At 69.2% G+C, this 16732-nt stretch carries 14 protein-coding genes; 12 read left to right on the forward strand and 2 right to left on the reverse strand.

Annotation, left to right across the window (positions count from 1 at the left end; genetic code table 11):
- Nucleotides 1-221 precede the first annotated feature (221 nt).
- From ABH926_RS31765 to ABH926_RS31820, 12 genes are all read left to right on the forward strand, one after another.
- On the forward strand, nucleotides 222-1274 hold the full coding sequence (locus ABH926_RS31765; protein WP_370369580.1) for a sigma-70 family RNA polymerase sigma factor: 1053 nt from the start codon (nucleotides 222-224) through the stop codon (nucleotides 1272-1274).
- Between the two features lie 88 nt (nucleotides 1275-1362).
- A complete protein-coding gene (locus tag ABH926_RS31770; RefSeq protein WP_370369581.1) occupies nucleotides 1363-1554 on the forward strand; it encodes a hypothetical protein in 192 nt (63 codons plus the stop codon).
- Nucleotides 1555-1651: 97 nt separating this feature from the next.
- Nucleotides 1652-2137, forward strand: coding sequence for a DUF5324 family protein (locus ABH926_RS31775; RefSeq protein WP_370369582.1), 486 nt, complete (start codon nucleotides 1652-1654; stop codon nucleotides 2135-2137).
- A gap of 214 nt (nucleotides 2138-2351) precedes the next feature.
- Complete coding sequence (locus ABH926_RS31780) at nucleotides 2352-5231, forward strand: glycoside hydrolase N-terminal domain-containing protein (RefSeq protein WP_370369583.1); 2880 nt, start codon at nucleotides 2352-2354, stop codon at nucleotides 5229-5231.
- Nucleotides 5232-5268: 37 nt separating this feature from the next.
- The gene (locus ABH926_RS31785; RefSeq protein ID WP_370369585.1) at nucleotides 5269-8040 is read left to right on the forward strand and encodes an RICIN domain-containing protein; all 2772 of its coding nucleotides are present in this window, start codon (nucleotides 5269-5271) and stop codon (nucleotides 8038-8040) included.
- Nucleotides 8041-8233: 193 nt separating this feature from the next.
- Nucleotides 8234-10573, forward strand: coding sequence for a beta-galactosidase (locus tag ABH926_RS31790; RefSeq protein WP_370369698.1), 2340 nt, complete (start codon nucleotides 8234-8236; stop codon nucleotides 10571-10573).
- A 282-nt stretch (nucleotides 10574-10855) separates the two neighbouring features.
- Nucleotides 10856-11305 (forward strand): ROK family protein, encoded by a 450-nt coding sequence (locus ABH926_RS31795; protein WP_370369586.1) that lies wholly within the window; start codon nucleotides 10856-10858, stop codon nucleotides 11303-11305.
- A gap of 14 nt (nucleotides 11306-11319) precedes the next feature.
- On the forward strand, nucleotides 11320-11469 hold the full coding sequence (locus ABH926_RS31800; protein WP_370369587.1) for a hypothetical protein: 150 nt from the start codon (nucleotides 11320-11322) through the stop codon (nucleotides 11467-11469).
- Nucleotides 11470-11585: 116 nt separating this feature from the next.
- Nucleotides 11586-12227 carry a TetR/AcrR family transcriptional regulator gene (locus tag ABH926_RS31805; RefSeq protein ID WP_370369588.1) on the forward strand — a complete coding sequence of 214 codons (642 nt, stop codon included), beginning with the start codon at nucleotides 11586-11588 and terminating at the stop codon, nucleotides 12225-12227.
- Between the two features lie 13 nt (nucleotides 12228-12240).
- Nucleotides 12241-13482 carry an MFS transporter gene (locus ABH926_RS31810; RefSeq protein ID WP_370369589.1) on the forward strand — a complete coding sequence of 414 codons (1242 nt, stop codon included), beginning with the start codon at nucleotides 12241-12243 and terminating at the stop codon, nucleotides 13480-13482.
- A 132-nt stretch (nucleotides 13483-13614) separates the two neighbouring features.
- Nucleotides 13615-14013, forward strand: a complete 399-nt coding sequence (locus tag ABH926_RS31815) for a hypothetical protein (protein WP_370369590.1) — start codon at nucleotides 13615-13617, stop codon at nucleotides 14011-14013.
- A gap of 163 nt (nucleotides 14014-14176) precedes the next feature.
- Nucleotides 14177-15040 (forward strand): helix-turn-helix domain-containing protein, encoded by an 864-nt coding sequence (locus ABH926_RS31820; RefSeq protein WP_370369591.1) that lies wholly within the window; start codon nucleotides 14177-14179, stop codon nucleotides 15038-15040.
- Here ABH926_RS31820 and ABH926_RS31825 read toward each other — a convergent pair.
- Together ABH926_RS31825 and ABH926_RS31830 are read right to left on the reverse strand one after the other, a co-directional pair.
- Nucleotides 15019-15864 (reverse strand): XRE family transcriptional regulator, encoded by an 846-nt coding sequence (locus ABH926_RS31825; protein WP_370369592.1) that lies wholly within the window; start codon nucleotides 15862-15864, stop codon nucleotides 15019-15021. The two genes, ABH926_RS31820 and ABH926_RS31825, sit on opposite strands and share 22 nt — an antisense overlap.
- Nucleotides 15861-16586, reverse strand: a complete 726-nt coding sequence (locus tag ABH926_RS31830) for a peptidoglycan-binding protein (RefSeq protein ID WP_370369593.1) — start codon at nucleotides 16584-16586, stop codon at nucleotides 15861-15863. Before ABH926_RS31830 ends, ABH926_RS31825 begins: the two co-directional genes overlap by 4 nt.
- Nucleotides 16587-16732: the final 146 nt, after the last annotated feature.

Consider the following 16732-nt stretch of genomic DNA (forward strand, 5'->3'; position numbering starts at 1 on the left):
AGCGTGAGACGGCGGACCGTGACAAGGAGGTGCCTCTCGTTGAACGTGATCCGTCTTTCCCGAACAGAACCCCGCGAAACATTTGGTGAGCTTCGCGGGATTCCGCACCGAATGAGCGTCATCGCCCTGATCGGCTGGCTGGCGGTGATGCGCTGGTCGCCCGAGCAGATCATCGCGGTTCTGCTGGTACTCGCGCCGTCCTCGGTCCCCGGCGGCCAGGCGTGAAGGTCACCGTGCCCGCCGCGTTCGTCGAGTTCCACAGCGCGACCTACCCGGCGAACCTTCGATGGGTGACTCGGTTGGTCGGCGGTGACCACCACGATGCCGAGGAGATCTTGCAGGACTCCTATTTCGACCTGTTCACACGCTGGGACAGCGCCAGGAAGCCGGCAGCCCTGATGACCACGATCGTCAAACGCCGAGTGATCAAGTACTGGAAGCGGCACAAGCGCGAGGCCCCGGTGCTCGTCGATGTGGAGGAGGCACGCCGACTCGCGGCCGATCGGACGCCGCCCGCGCCGGACCCCGCGGTCCTCGCCGAACTGCGCGACGAGCTGCGCCGGGCCATGGCGGCGCTGAGCCCGGCCGAGCGGCACATCGTCGTGGCCCGCGCGGCCGAGCACAGCACCAGGGAGATCGCCGACCAGCTCGACGTCAGCGCCCGGCAGGTGCTCGCGGCCAAGGTCCGGCTGCAACAGCGCGTCGCGCCGCCGACCGCCCACCATCCGGACGAGGTGGACTGGGCCGGCCTGATCCACGGGTTGCCCGGCAGGCAGCGCCAGGTGATGGTGCTGGCGATGCTGTACGGCCTCAAACCCGCGGCGATCGCCTCACGCCTGGACATCACCGGCAACACAGCCCGCTCGGTGCTGTCGCAGAGCAAGCGCAAGGTCGCGGCGATGGCACCGATCCCGATGGAGGAAGCCGTCCACCACATCGAGCGGATCCTGCGGCTCTCGCGAGCCCTCGGAGGCTTTCCCCTCGTACCGATCGCCGCCTCTCAGGACCTCGCCGAGTTGCGCGAAGCCCTGGCCGTGGGCGGATCCAAGGTCTGGACGTGGCGCGTGGACGGCACGGCCGGGCGCCCCGCGATGACGCTCTTGGTGGTGGTGCCCTCACGAGTGACCTACATGGGCCGGAACGTCGACTTCGACGCCCGCGGCCGGCTGAAGGCCGGTACCACCATCTCCGCCGAGACCGTCAAACGGCTGCGTGCCTCCCAGCGGGGCGAGAGCACCACGAAGCAGGCGTTGCCGAAGCGCCGACCTGACTGACGGGCGACGATGGCGGCCGTGTCCTCGGGCAGGCCGGCCGCCACGTCGCGATCCGCCGGGTCAACCGCGTCAGCCAGATCAGCCGACAGTGGCCGCCCACGGGGTCGGCGTCGAGGACTGGTTCGGCGTGTGCGTGTTCAGCGACCACCGGCGCGACCTCGACACGCTCGACGAAGCCGGCTACCGCCTGCTGGAGCAGGCCGAGCTCGTCGCGGCGCGGACCGACCCCTACCGTGCCGTCGCGCGTCTGATCCACGTCGTGGGGCGGGCCGCTGATTAGGGCCGCAGGACGGGTCGCAAGGGCGGCGTCGAGGAACGGACGCATGTTCTCCGCAGTTCTGGGCAGCCGGGGGAAACCCTGCTGAGAGGAGCCACAAATGAAGAGCCCGATGCGTAAGACACCGGACCGCAGCCTGCTGGGGACCATCGAGCACACGGTGTCCGAGCACGCCGCCGAGGCCGGACACAAGATCCGCGACGAGTTCGACGACGTCGCCCCCAAGGTCGCCGCGGCCACGTCACAGGCGGTGCACACTGTCGCACACACCGCGATCGAGCGCAGCCGTCCGATCCGGACCGAGGCGGCCTCCCGGGGCTCGGCGGCGCTGTCCGGCCTGCTCGGCGAGGTCACCCCCGCGCAGATCGACCGGCTGTCGGGGCGAGCGGGCGCTTCCCGGTCCCGCGGCAAGATCGCTCTCCTGCTCGCCGCAGTCGGAGGAGTCGCGGTGTGGGCGCTGTGGTGGAAGCACTCGGATCCGGACCCGGACGCTTGGCAGGACGACGTCTCCGAGCCCGCACCGGAACCGGCCGCGAACCCCGAAAGCGTCGCGGACACCGCGGACACCGCGGATGCCGAGGGATAGATCCGATGACTGGCACAACTGAATAGTGACGCTCACCCGAGATCCGTCGATTCCCACGAGGCCAATGACATACGGGGATCGGGTTGAGCTATCACCTTCCATGGGTTGACGATTGAGACATCGGAGGTTAGCGTCCGCTGCGGCGCTCAACCCCGCCTCTCGTCACCGGGCGGGCCCTCCCTCCGCCGGTTCTCTCCCCATGCCTGGAGACCCCATGGTCAAGCCGCGCCCGTCCGGTTCACCGCAGCCCGGATCAGGACCCTCCCGCCGGACGGTGATACAGGGTACTGCGATACTTGGCACCCTGCTCACCGTGCCCGGTCCGGTCTTCGCGATCCGCGCGGCGGCGAGTCCGCCGGTCACCTCAGCCACCCCAGCCGCCTCAGCCACCCCGCCTGCCCCGGCCACCCCAGCGGCGCCGGTACCCGCCGGCCAGGCGACCACCCTCTGGTACACGTCGCCGGGCACCGCGTCGGCGATGACCGCCACCGGCCTGCCGGTCGGCAACGGCCGGATCGGCGCCCTGCTCACCGGCGACCCGAGCCACGAGGCCTACTACGTCACCGACGTGACGTGCTGGGCCGGTGGCGCGAACGCGACCCTCGACACCGAAAGCGGCCTGACCGGCCAGTTCCCCTACGGCACCGACGACTTCGGCACGCAGCAGATGCTGGCCGAGGCCTACCTGGACATCCCGGCGCACACCGCGGCGGCGATCAGCGGCTACCAGCGGCAGCTCGACCTGAGCAACGGCGTCGTGTCAGCGTCGTATCAGTACGATGGCGTGACCTACCGCCGTGACGTGTACGCCAGCCACCCCGACGACGTCCTCGTCATCCACCTGAGCCAGAGCGGCGGCGGCACCTTCACCGGCGGCCTGACGCTGAACGGCACCCGCTCGGAGAGCACGGCGACCAACGCCGCCGCGGTCACCGCCTCGTTCACCGGGACCCTGGCCAACGGCCTGCGCTACGCGGCGCTGGCCCAGGCCTCCGGCACCGGCGGAACGGTCGGCGTGTCCGGCGCCGCGGTGACCTTCACCGGCTGCTCCGAGGTCCTGCTGATCCTCAGCGGCGGTACGGACTACTCGGCGAGCGCCTCAGGGTTCATGGACTCCTCGGTCGACCCCGCTGCCGTCGCGAGCAGCCGGGCATCTCGGGCCACGACCCTCAAGTCCGCGGCACTGCTCGCCAACCACCTGGCCGACTACCAGGCTCTCGCCGAGACGATGACCGTCAACCTCGGCATGTCCAGTCCCGCCCAGCGTGCGCTGCCCACGGACCAGCGTCTGGCCGCGGCGGCGGCTGCGGGCTCGGCACCGGACCCCGAGTTGCACGCCGCCTACCTCCAGTTCGGCCGCTACCTGGCGATCTGCGGCTCGCGCAGCAGCCTGCCGATCAACCTGCAGGGTCCGTGGCAGGACTCGAACTCGCCGGCGTGGATGAGCGACTACCACACCGACATCAACATCCAGATGAACTACTGGCTGCCGGACCGCACCGGGTTGTCCGCCTGCTTCCCGGCGCTTGCGAACTACTGCCTCAGCCAGCTCCCGTCGTGGACGCAGCACACGCAGGCCCTGTTCAACGACCCGAGCAACGGATTCCGCAACTCGACCGGCCGTGTCGCGGGCTGGACCGTGGCGATATCGGCGAACCCTTATGGTGGTCTGGGCTGGTGGTGGCACCCGGCGGGCAACGCCTGGCTGAGCAACGAGTTGTTCGACCACTATCTGTACACCCAGGACCCGGCCTACCTGGCAACGATCTACCCCTTGCTCAAGGGCGCCTGCCAGTTCTGGGAGGCCCGGCTCATCACCACCACCTACACCGATCCGTCGGGCGTCTCCCATTCGGTGTTGGTCGACGACGCCGACTGGTCTCCCGAGCACGGACCGACCAACGCCGTCGGCATCACCTACGCCCAGGAACTCGTCTGGCAGCTGTTCGCGAACTACCAGAACGCCGCCCGGATCCTTGGACGGGACTCGGCCTACGCCGCCGTCGTCGCCTCGTTGCAAAGCCGGCTCTACCTTCCTCAGGTCAGCACCGTGACCGGCTGGCTGGAGGAATGGATGACCCCTGACAACCTGGACACCTCCGACCTCACCCACCGGCACCTGTCGCCGCTGATCGGCTTGTTCCCCGGCGACCGCATCACCGCCGACGCCAGCCCGCCGGCGCTGCTGACCGGGGTGACGAACCTGCTCACCGCTCGCGGCACGGCCAGCTACGGATGGGGCGTGGCCTGGCGCGCCGCCTGCTGGGCCCGGCTGAAGAACGCCGCGAACGCCTACCAGTGCTTCGTCAACGGCCTGACCCCGTCGAGCAACGGCTCCACCGGGACCGCCGGGAACCTGCTGGACATCTACGGCTCCGGGATCTTCCAGATCGACGCGAACCTCGGCCTGCCCTCGGCAGCCGTGGAGATGATGGTCTACTCCAGGCCGGGGCTGCTCCAGCTGCTCCCCGCGATGCCCTCGGCCTGGTCGGCCGCGGGCGCCGTCACCGGCATCGGGGTGCGCGGCGGCTTCACCGTCGACTTCGCCTGGAGCGGCGGACACGTGGTCTCCTTCACCCTGCACAACATCGGCCCGGCCACGGCGACCACCACCGTGGCCTCCGGCGCCTGGAGCAAGCAGGTGACCCTGGCCACGGGCGCGAGCGCCACCTTCGACACCCTCGTGCTGATCAATCGCAACAGCGGCAAGGTCATCGACGATCCCGCCGCCTCCACCGCCCCGGGCACTTCGCTCATCCAGTACAGCCGCAATCAGGGAACGAACCAGTCCTGGCGCGTCCAGCAAACAGGCGCGGGCGCGTTCAGCCTGATCAACGCATCCTCCGCCCTGGCGATGGACGTGTTCGGCGGCGGCACCGCCGACGGTGCGCTGATCTGCGAGTACACCCCGAGTGGTGCGACCAACCAGCAGTGGACGCTGCAGGACACCGGGAACGGCTACGTGCGGGTGATCAGTGTGCGCAGCGGCAAGGCGATCGGCGTCGTCGGATCGTCGACCGCTGATTCGGCACGTCTGGAGCAGGAGACCGTCTCGGCCGCGGCCGGCCAGCAGTGGCAAGTGGTTCTCGTCTGACCGTCGCAAGGCAACCTCGTCCACCCGTGGAGGCACCATGCGCAACCGGCTTCTCCTCGCCGCTGTCACAGCCGCGGCGCTGCTCGGCTCCCTGGCCGGCCCCGGTCCGGCCGCCGCCACCACCAACCCGCCGCCGAACCCGATCGTCACGATCGGCCCGTCCGACACCCAGACCCAGATCCTGGCCAAGGCGGCGCAGGTCACGCCGACCGCGAGGCAGCTGGCCTGGCAGCGGGAAGGGCTGACCGGCTTCGTCCACTTCGGACCGAACACCTACACCGGCAGCGAGGTCGGCAGCGGCACCGAGTCGCCGAACCTGATCCAGCCCACGAGCCTGGACACCGACCAGTGGGCGGACGACTTCAAGAACGCCGGGTTCAAGAAGGTCATCCTGGTCGCCAAGCACCACGACGGCATGCTGATGTTCCCCTCGGCCTACTCCTCCTACGGCGTGGCCTCCAGCAGCTGGCTGAACGGCCAGGGCGACATCGTGAAGGCGTTCACCGACTCCGCGCACAAGATCGGCCTCAAGGTCGGAATCTACCTGTCGCCGGCCGACCTGCACGAGGCCCAGTCCGGTGGTAAGTACGGGGACGGCAGCACCGCCAAGCCCGTGACCATCCCCGGCGACGCCTCGGAGGTCAGCGGCGGCAGGACGTTCGCGTTCAGCTCCGACGACTACAACACGTACTATGAGAACACCCTGTACGAGCTGCTGACCAGGTACGGGACCGTCGACGAGGTCTGGTTCGACGGCTACAACCCCACCAGCCGGCCCCAGCCCTACGACTTCCACGACTGGTACCAGATGGTCCGTACCCTGCAGCCGAGCGCCGCGATCTTCGGCGGGCCGGACGTCCGCTGGGTCGGCAACGAGAACGGCGTGGCCCGGACCAGCGAGTGGAGCGCCATCCCGGCGACCGGGACCGCCGACCCCGACGGCGAGGTCGATCCCACCTACGGCGACGAGGCCACCGACATCGCCTCCGACGCGCAGCTGACGACAGCCTCGAACTACCTGGCCTGGTATCCCGCCGAATGCGACGCCCGTCTGGAACCGACCTGGTTCTGGCATCCGAACCAGGCCCCGAAGACCCCCGCCGAGCTGACGTCGATGTACTACAGCTCGGTCGGGCAGAACTGCCAGCTGCTGCTGGATGTACCACCGGACCAGTCCGGCCGCTTCGACGCCGCCGACGAGGCGGCGCTGGCCGGCTTCGGGCGGAAGATCTCCTCGACCTTCGGCAACGACCTGGCCCGGGGCGCGACCGCGAGCAACGACACCGGGACCACCAGCACCGCAGGCGACGACCCGGCCAACGTGGTCGACGGCGACGACTCCACCGCCTGGCAGCCCGGCACCACCACCGGCGGCCTGGTGCTGGACCTCGGCGCCGCCAAGACGCTGGACGTGGTCAAGCTCCAGGAGGACATCCAGGTCGGACAGCGGGTGGAGTCCTTCGCGATCGACACCTGGACCGGCAGCGCCTGGCAGCAGGCGGCGACCGCCACCACCATCGGCTACCAGCGCCTGGTACCGCTGCCGACCCCCGTGACCACGTCCAAGGTGCGGCTGCGGATCACCGGATCCCGGTCCCTGCCGCCGGCCATCGCGACGGTCGGGCTGTTCTACGACGGACGCGCCGCCGACCTGGCCACGGGGACGACCGCGACTCAGTCGTCGAACACCCAGCCCGGCGGCGACGCGGCCCACGCCGTCGACGGCACCACCGACGGCGACTTCTTCGACGGCTCGGTCTCCCACACCGGTGACGACACCAACGCCTGGTGGCAGACCGATCTCGGGTCCTCGCAGGCGATCGGCAGCATCGCGGTCTGGAACCGGACCGACTGCTGCGCCAACCGCCTGAGCGACTACTGGGTGTTCGTTTCCAACAGTCCGTTCAACACCGGGCTGACCCCGGCGCAGCAAGCCGCGACACCCGGCGTCTGGTCGAACCACCAGAGCGGCCAAGCCGGGACACCGACCACGCTGAACGTCCGCACCACCGGCCGCTATGTCATGGTGCAACTGTCCGGCACCAACTACCTGTCGCTGGCCGAAGTCCAGGTCTTCTCCCCCGCCGACGACTTCTCGATCTCGGCGAGCCAGCCGATGGCCTCCGTCCCGGCCGGCACCGGAACCACCTCGACCATCACCACCGCCGACACCCTGGGTTCCACCGGCGATGTGGCCCTGGCCGTCTCCGGTCTGCCGGCCGGCGCGACGGCATCCCTCACCCCGGCCACCCTCGCCGCCGGTGGTGCCTCGACGCTGACCATCCACACCTCACCATCCACGCCGGTCGGCGACTCCCTGGTCACCATCACCGGCACCGCATCGCAGGCCACGCACACCGCGCAGATCACCCTGTCGGTCACCGCGCCGCTGCTGGCATCCGGCAGCGCCTATGAGATCAGCGAAGTTGGAAGCGGCACCGCGATCGACGACCCGGGATCCTCGACGACGCCCGCCACGCAGCTGATCGTCTATCCGAACAACGGCGGCGCGAACCAGCAGTGGACCGCCAACGCCAATGCCGACGGCAGCTACACCCTGGTCAACGGCTCATCGCGGCTGTGCATGGATGTCAGCGGCTCATCCACCGCTCCGGGAGGCGCGATCATCCAGTACGGCTGCACCGGCAACGCCAACCAGAGCTGGTACCTGGTCGCCACGACGGGTGGCTACATCCTGCAGTCGAAGTCCAGCGGCCTGGGCGCCGCGCCCGGCGGGACCGTGAACGGCCTCACCGGTCTAGTTCAGCAGAGCACACCCGCAGCCTGGACGTTCGCCAAGGTCGGCTGACCGGCCGCTGCGGGATTCACACGCGTTTGTGTTCGGATTCGTCTGAAATCAATCATTGACCCTCATCAGTACCGTGATTACGCTCACAAACGCGCAAAGCCGTCTGCTGCGACCAGCGGAAACCCGATGTGGGGAGATGCCAGTGAACCGCCGCTCCTTCCTGTCCGTCAGCATGCTCAGCGCCGCCGCCGCGATGTCGGCCACCCCGGCCCTCGGCGCGACGGCCTCCAGCACAGCCTCCGGCGCGACTTCCGGCACGACCTTCGGGTTCGCCCCCGATGGCAGCGCGTTCCTGATGAACGGCGAGCCGTTCCAGATCCGCTCCGGCGAGATGCACCCGGCGCGCATCCCCGTCCAGCATTGGCGTCATCGGATCCAGATGGCGAAGGCCATGGGGCTGAACACGGTGTCGATCTACATCATGTGGAACTACATCGAGGAGTCCCCGGGGGTGTTCGACTTCACCACCGACCGGCGGGACATCGCGACGTTCGTTCAGCTGTGCCAGCAGGAGGGGATGTGGGTTCTGCTGCGCGGCGGGCCTTACGTCTGCGGCGAGTGGGATCTCGGCGGTCTGCCCCCGTATCTGCTGGCCTATCCGGACATCCAGTTGCGGGTGAACTCCGCCACCGATCCGCACTACATGGCCGCCGTGAACCGCTACATCGCCCATCTCGCGCCGATCGTCAAACCCCTGATGACGGCGGCCGGCGGCCCGATCCTGATGGTCCAGGTCGAGAACGAGTACGGGTCCTTCGGCAGCGATACCACCTATCTGGAGGAGATCCGGCAGGCCTGGATCGCGAACGGCATCACCGGACCCTTCTACTCAGAGGACGGCCTGTCGCAGGTGGAGGGCAACAAGACGACCGTGACCGGCGGCGCGATCGCCTTGTCCGGCGGCGACGCCTCGCAGATCGCCTCGGCACGCCAGGCGTTCCCAGCGGTGCCGGCGATGGCCGGGGAGGTGTATCCGGGCTGGTTGACGCACTGGGGCGACAGCGCGTTCCAGGGCACCGGTAGCGACATATCCAGCACCCTCAAGGGCCTGATGGCGGCCGGCCTGTCCTTCAACCTCTACATGGTCCACGGCGGCACGAGCTTCGGCTTCTTCGCCGGCGCCAACGCGAACGACCAGTCCGGCGACTACCAGCCGGACATCACCAGCTACGACTACGCCGCTCCGATCACCGAACAGGGCGTCGCCACACCCCGGTACACCGAATACCGCACCCTGATCGCCGGGTACCTGGGCACACCGCCGCCGGCCGTCCCGGCGCCGGTCCCGACGATCGCCTCAGGGACCGGACAGATCACCCCCGCCGCCTACGCCTCGGTCTGGGACAACCTGCCGACGCCCCTGCCGACGGCCCAGACGGTGAACCCGCAGCCGATGGAGACCTACGGCCAGAACTCCGGCTTCATCTTGTACAGCAAGCAGCTGTCGGGCTACTCCGGCGGGCAGTTGGCCATCCAGTGGGTGCACGACTATGCGACGGTGTGCCTCAACGGCGTCTACGCCGGAGGCCTTTACCGACAGACCCTCCCCGCAGCCGTCACCAGCGCTTTGAACATAGCGACCGCCAACGCCGCGTTGACGCTGCCCACCGGCACCACGATCGGCGGCAGCCCTCAGATGGACATCCTGGTGGAAGGACTCGGACGCACCAACTACGGACACGCGATCGTCGACCGCAAGGGAATCCTGCAGACCGTCGCCCTGCAGAACGCCGGCTCGCTGACCGGAAACCTCACCGGCTGGCAGACCTACTCGCTGCCGATGGACGACACCTACATCAGTACCCTGAGGAACAAGGTAACCAACGCCCACCGCCCCGGCATCTTCTTCAAAGCCGCTCTCACGCTGGCCGCAGCAGGCGACACCTACCTGGACATGTCCGGGTGGACCAAGGGCGTGGTCTGGGTCAACGGCCACAACCTCGGCAGGTACTGGGAGATCGGCCCGCAGCAGCGGCTCTACTGTCCGGCCGAATGGCTCACCACCGGGACCAACGAGATCCTCGTCTTCGACCTGCACCAGACCACCCCGGCACCGATCACCCTGCACGCAATGCTCACCAGCGCGGCCATCCCGGTCTCCGGCTGGAAACTCGTCCACGTCGACAGCCAGGAGCTCGTCGCCGAGAACGGGGCCGCCGCCAACGCTTTCGACGGCGACACCGCGACGATCTGGCACTCGCGATGGTCCCCTGCTCCGGGCGACTCCCTCCCTCACGAGATCCAGATCGACCTCGGCGCCCGCTACCAGCTCGACGGCGTCGGCTACCTCCCCCGCCAGGACGGCAACGCCAACGGCCGCATCGGCGCCTACGAGATCTACGTCTCCGACTCCACGACCACCTGGGGCAACGCCGTGGCCGGCGGGACCTTCCCGGACTCGGCAGCGCTCAAGACCGTGTTCCTCGGCTCGGCGACCGGCCGCTACCTGCGCCTGCGGGCCCTCACCGAAGCCGGCGGCCGGGGCCCCTGGACCAGTGCCTCGGAGATCTCCGCGACCGGCGTGCCCGCTTGACGCTGTAACTCAGCCTTCTTATATTAACGAACTCTTCGTTACATGGTATGGGCGGGAGGCTTCAGTGACGCGTCCGACAAGACACGGATTCACCGCCGGAAGACACGGATTCACCGCCGCGGTGACAGCCCTCACGCTCCGCTCGGATCTGCTGCACCTGTCGACCACCTGGTTCAGCAACGTCTCGACCACCGGCAACGGAAGCCTGAACAACTACGCGGCCCACGAGCTCTCCGGAATGATCAGCGGCTACTACGAACCGAACTGGCAGCTGGCGAAGTCGTGGTCGCGCCCAGCATCCCGGGCTGGACCGGGTTGCCGATGCTGTCCGGGCTGCGCACCCGGCTGGACTGTCCGGTGGTGGTCGACAACGACGTCAACCTGGCGGCCCGCGCCGAGCAACAGGCTGGTCCGGCCGGCGCGAGCCTGCTGTACGTGCACTGGGGCGAGCGCATCGGCGCCGGCATCGTCATCGACGGCAAGCCCAACCGGGGCTTCTCCTCGGCGGCCGGCGAACTCGGCTTCCTGGACCTGCTCACCCCGATCGACGCCCGGCCGGCCGCGGTGGCCGACGGCGTGGGCCCGTTCGAGCGGCTGGCCGGGGCCGGCGAGATCCGCAGGCTCGCCCTCGAAGCCTGCGGGCCCGCGCTGCCGGGCCGCACCGCCGGCCACGATCTCGAAGCCCTGTTCACCGCGGCCGGGGACGGAAACGAAGCCGCCGCGGCGGCCTGAGCCACGGCGGCGAGGTGCTGCTGGACGCGGTCCGCCGCCACCTGGCCCCCCTCGTTCTCACTCCCTGCGAGGTGCGGCTCTCCGTCCTGCGGGAGAACGCCGTCGCCCTCGGCGCGGTACGGATGGCATTGGACTCCGCCGAGGAGCGCCTCCTGCTCGCGTAGCACCGCTCCCCTAGCACTGCGCTCGTAGCACCGCTCGCGCGGCGACGCTCGCTCTTGCTGTATACTGAACGCATCGTTCAGAAAACAGACCGAGCTCGGCGAGGGGAAGCACCGCGATGAGCGCAAGCCCGACCGACCCTCCAGCGGCACCACGCCGCGGCCGTCCGCGGAGCCAGGCCAGCCGCGAGGCGATCCTGGCGGCGGCCGGCGACATCATGATGGAGGGCGGACTGAAGGCGGCGACGATCGACGCCATCGCCGCGCGCGCCGGCGTGGGCAAGGCGACGGTCTACAAGTGGTGGGACTCCCGAGGCGCGGTGGCGCTGGAAGGGTTCATGGCCAAGGCCGCCGACTCCTGGAACCTCCCCGAGGACGCGACCGCTCCCGAAGCGCTGCGGATCATCGCGCTGGCAGCGGTCAAGCTGTTCACCGAATCCTCGGGCGGCCCCCTGATGCAGGCTCTGACCGCGGACGCCCAAGCTCAGCCCGACCTGGCGCGAGCGCTGCGCGAACACTGGCTGGCCCCGCGCCGCGCGGTCACGGCCGAGATCATCCGCCAAGGGATCCAGCGTGGCGAACTGCGTGCCGACCTCGACATGGACGTGATCCTGGACCTGGTGTTCGGGCCGATCTACTTCCGGCTGCTCTACGGGCACGCCGAGCTCACCGAGTCTTTCGTGGAGCGGCTCGTCGACAGCGCGCTCGCCGGCATCGCGCCGCCGGCCTCCGACGAGATACCGAACGAACCGTTCAATTAATAGGAAGTGCACGATGAGCAACACCATCGAGTCGGTTTCCCCGGCCACCGCCTCCCCCGTCACGCCGACGGGCACGCCTCGGACGTTGCGCTGGACCGTGCCGGCTCTGGCCTTCGCCTGTGGCGCGAGCGTGGCGAACCTGTACTACGCGCAACCGCTGCTCGGCCCGATAGGCCGCTCCCTGGGCGTCGGCACGGGCACCGCGACACTGATCGTGACCATGACCCAGATCGGCTACGCGCTCGGCCTGATGTTCCTGACACCCCTGGGCGACCTGATGGAGAACCGGCGCCTGGTGACGAGGACCCTGATCGTCACGGCGGTCGTCCTCGTCCTGGCGGCCACCGCCCCGGACATCGGGGTGTTCCTGGCCGCGAGCGTGCTGGTCGGCCTGACGTCGGTGGTGGCCCAGATACTGGTGCCGCTGTCCTCGCATCTGGCGCCGCCGGAGATCCGCGGCAAGGTCGTCGGCCAGGTCACCGGCGGACTGCTCCTGGGAATCATGCTGGCCCGGTCGGCATCCAGCATCCTGGCCACCGCCTGGGGCTGGCGGTCCGTCTACGTCGTGTCGTCGGTGATCATGCTGGCCGTCGCGCTCCTGCTGCGGCTGCGTCTGGCCGAGCGCACCCCCGAGCACACCGCGAGCTACCCCTCGCTGCTGGCCTCGACGTTCCGCCTCGCCCGACACGAGCCGCTCCTGCGCCGCCGCTCGTTCTCCCAGGCAGCGATGTTCGCCGCGTTCACCGCCTTCTGGACGGCGGTCCCCTACGAACTCACCGAACGTCACCACATGAGCCAGTCGGGCATCGCGCTCTTCGCCCTCGTGGGCGCCGCCGGAGCCGCCTCCGCCCCGGTCGCCGGCCGTCTCGGCGACCGCGGGCACAGCAAGGTCGCCCGCGGCGCGGCCCTGGGCCTGGCCCTGGTCGCCATCGGACTCGCGGCCCTGGGCGCCTCGCACGTGGCGCTGCTGGCGCTGGCCGCGGTCCTGCTCGACTTCGCCGTCCAAGGGCACCACGTGCTGAGCGTCCGCGACGTCTACGGCCTGAGCACGCATGCCAGGGCACGGATGAACTCGCTGTACATGACCGGCGTGTTCGTCGGCGGCGCGGCCGCCTCGGCCGTGACGGGCACGATCCTCAGCGCGCACGGCTGGTCCGGCGTGATGGGGCTGGCGGCCTGCCTGGTGGCGGCCGGCATGACGGTGTGGCTGTGGGAGACCTCGAAGAGGCCGTCGCGGGAGACCCATCGTCAATGAACACGTGACGCCACGCTAACGACGCCACCGGAGCCCCCTGAAACCCTGATCACCGGCACCAGCGAAGCACGTCCCCGGCCGAAGCACCCAGGTCCGAGGACGTGTTCGCGCACCAGATCAGGAAGGGAAACCATGCGCACTCAACGCATCCTCGCCACCGCCGCGACCGGGCTCGCCGCGGCCACCATCACCCTCGGCATTCCGGCCGCCGCTTCCGCGTCCAGCGGCGGCGGCTGCGGCTCGAAGAACGGCATCGAAGCCTGCATCAGCGCCGACAGCACGGGTGTGAAGCCCGACGCGTACGTCAACGCGCTGCCCGGCGGATGCTCCTCGATCCTGATGTACGTCATGAACGACAACACCGGCGACCTGGTCTGGCAGACCGGGCTCCCGTGTAAGACCGGCCACGCCGGCCCCTGGCATCTGCCCGGCAGCAACGGGACCGGCTACACCACTTACATCGAGTACACCTCCAAGACGAGCGGTGACTCGGAGGAGGTCATCTCTCCGAACGAGGTGTTCAGCAACTAGGGCGCCTCAGTCGGATCGGTAGGGCGGGACGGCCTACAACCCGTCCCGCCGCACCGTCTCTCGAAGACGCATCCCCGCTGCTCAGACCGTCCCGCAACCCGCATCAGGGTCATCGCGGGCCGCACCGTCGACGCCGCCGGGCCGGCCTTCGAAAGATGGCGGCATGAGCATGACGGCGGAGCTCGGCCCGGTGGGATTTTCGGCGCACTCGTTTTCTGAGGTGCAGGAGATCCGTACGACGGTTTCGACAGGCCCCTGCGACCCCGAGCGTTACCAGCTGAGTTTGATCGGGGCGAAGGCGCTGCCGCTGGGTGAGGATGACGAAGCTTCTCGGGCCGGGACCGGTGTCCTGATGCTGCATGACGCATGGCTGCCGCACGGCTTTCGCGCCATGTCCGGCGTCGACCGCGGGAAGATCATCATGCTGCGTTTTCCGAAGACCGCGCTCCCGCTGCGTCCGCGAGGGTTGGAACCCCTGTTCGCCCGCCGGCTGCCGACGGATGCCGGCATGGGCGCCGTCCTCGCCCACTACCTCACCAGCGTCGCCTCGGCGCTGGAGAAGGGCGAGGTGGGGGAACGGGAAGGCACACAGCTCGGCAAGGTGGCCCTGGACCTGACTGTCGCCACCTTAACGGCGTGGGCCGGCGTCGATGATGTCGCCGCTGCTGCTGAAACCCGCCGCCAGGGCCTGTTATCCACAATAGACACGTTCATCGACCACCACCTCGGCAACCCTGAGCTGACGCCGTCCATGGTCGCCGGCCACTGCCACATCTCCCTGGGCCATCTGCACCGGCTGTTCCAGACCAGAGACCTGACGATCGCGGCGTGGATCCGGCATCGGCGGCTGGAGTGCTGCCGCGCCGACTTGGCGGACCCGAGCCTTCGGTCGTGGCCGGTCCACGCGATCGGCGCGCGCTGGGGATTCCGCAGTGCCGCCGAGTTCAGCCGGGCCTTTCGCGCCGCCTACGGTTCAGCGCCCGGTCGATACCGGAACGACGGTTATCAAGACACTGTGTCGGTATAGCAGGCAGGAGTCCCTCCAGCAGGCGTGACGCAGACCCGCAACGCGATACCGGAGGTAGGCACGTACACCATCGGCGTGTAGGAGAAGTCATTTGCGTCCTGCTGATTGGCGATGCGAATACTCTGGGTGGGTTCGCCCGGCGCTGTCAGCGTCAGGGAGTCACCGACGCGGGTGTTCCAGAAGCGGGCCCAGGCAGTCTGGCACTCAGAGTTGTAGCGGACCTCCAGGCCGATACCGCTCGAGGTCTGCTGTTGTTGCAGGGGTCGCGCTTGGATTCCGCACAGGGTCAGCCCCGGATCCTGGCCGGCACAGGCGGCGCCGTGGCAGGTGGGTTTGCATGATCCCGTGGTGCAGGTCACGGTGAACGCGCCGGTGGTGGCGCGGCTGGGTGTGCCGCCGCTGTCGCTGTCGCGCAGTAGGTAGACCCCGGCAGCGGCCATTGCGACTACCGCGATCAGCGCCGTCACCAGGCCGATACGGACGTGAATTCCGCGCCGCTTCAGGGGAATCGGCTCGGGCTCAGGCTCGGGCTCGTTCTTCGGTGGTTCGGCCATGACTTCGCCGCGCCCCCGGTCGGCCGACTCGGCCAGCTCCCACAGGGCGCGCAGCCTCGGCTCCGGTTCCCCGGCCAGGCGGCACAGATCCCTTACCGCCTGCCACGGCGGCAGGACCTTCGCCGTCAGGTAGCGCTGCCAGGCCGATCGGCTGTACGGGGTCTGCTCGCCGAGTGCCGCGAAGCTCAGGCCGGCCTGTTCGCGCAGGCGGCGCAGTTCGGCGGCGAGGGTCGTGACCTCGCCGCGGGTCTCGGTCTGGTGCGCCGTCATCCGCGCAGAGCCGCCCAGGTCTGCGGTCCGACCTGACCGTCGATGTCCAGCCGGTGCGCTTTCTGCGCGTCGATCACGGCGGTCTCGGTCAGCGGACCGAAGTTGCCGTCGACGGCCCCCGGCGAGAATCCGGCGTGCTGCAGCAGACACTGGAGCTCGGCGACCTCCGGGCCCCACATATCGACCTCGAGGAAGTCACTGGTCGTCGTGCTGTTTCCGGCGTACCACAGGCCGTCGTGCCGCGTGAAGGCGCAGGTGTAGACGGTCCGCGCGGTGACCACCAAGGCCTGCTGCTTGGCGTGGACGGGCTTCGGGCCCAGCACCAAAAGCGTGATCACCGCACCGACGACGGCGCCGGCCCCGGCGGTCAAGGCCGTCCGCCCGAAACGCCGTATCCGGGACGGGCCGGCCGAGGGCTCCGGCGGATCGTCGGCGCTCGCATCATCAGAGTGCTGATGCGCCAGCGCACGGGCCGCGGCTTCGCGCAACGCCTCGGCGCGTACCGGATCGGCGCCGACAAGCGAGGCCAGCGCTTCGACCGCCGCCGCGGGCGGCACCGTCCTGCCGACCAAGTACCGCTCCCAGGACGAGGCGCTGTAGCCGGTCTTGGCGGCGAGCCGCGACAAACTCAGCCCGCTGTCGTCCTTGAGCTTTCGCAACTGCACGACGAGCCTGGCCACCGCCGGATCCAGTCCCGCGGGCAGCGGCCTCCACCGCGCCATGGGCGCCCCTTTCATCGCCACGGCACAGATGAGGCCTGCGCCAAGTCATTATGGACGACGCCAGGGTAAGCGGCTTGGTTGCCCGTGCTTCAACAGTGGCCGCGCGGGCGCGAACCGAATGTCGTATCGGCTGGTTACCATGGCCG

It is taken from the genome of Catenulispora sp. GP43 (genome assembly GCF_041260665.1).
Taxonomy (GTDB): domain Bacteria; phylum Actinomycetota; class Actinomycetes; order Streptomycetales; family Catenulisporaceae; genus Catenulispora.

Coding starts and splice junctions, on each gene's coding strand:
- ABH926_RS31775 (WP_370369582.1), top strand. CDS start 1,652: ATGAAGAGCCCGATGCGTAAGACACCGGACCGCAGCCTGCTGGGGACC.
- ABH926_RS31780 (WP_370369583.1), top strand. CDS start 2,352: ATGGTCAAGCCGCGCCCGTCCGGTTCACCGCAGCCCGGATCAGGACCC.
- ABH926_RS31785 (WP_370369585.1), top strand. CDS start 5,269: ATGCGCAACCGGCTTCTCCTCGCCGCTGTCACAGCCGCGGCGCTGCTC.
- ABH926_RS31790 (WP_370369698.1), top strand. CDS start 8,234: ATGTCGGCCACCCCGGCCCTCGGCGCGACGGCCTCCAGCACAGCCTCC.
- ABH926_RS31805 (WP_370369588.1), top strand. CDS start 11,586: ATGAGCGCAAGCCCGACCGACCCTCCAGCGGCACCACGCCGCGGCCGT.
- ABH926_RS31810 (WP_370369589.1), top strand. CDS start 12,241: ATGAGCAACACCATCGAGTCGGTTTCCCCGGCCACCGCCTCCCCCGTC.
- ABH926_RS31815 (WP_370369590.1), top strand. CDS start 13,615: ATGCGCACTCAACGCATCCTCGCCACCGCCGCGACCGGGCTCGCCGCG.
- ABH926_RS31820 (WP_370369591.1), top strand. CDS start 14,177: ATGAGCATGACGGCGGAGCTCGGCCCGGTGGGATTTTCGGCGCACTCG.
- ABH926_RS31825 (WP_370369592.1), bottom strand. CDS start 15,864: ATGACGGCGCACCAGACCGAGACCCGCGGCGAGGTCACGACCCTCGCC.
- ABH926_RS31830 (WP_370369593.1), bottom strand. CDS start 16,586: ATGGCGCGGTGGAGGCCGCTGCCCGCGGGACTGGATCCGGCGGTGGCC.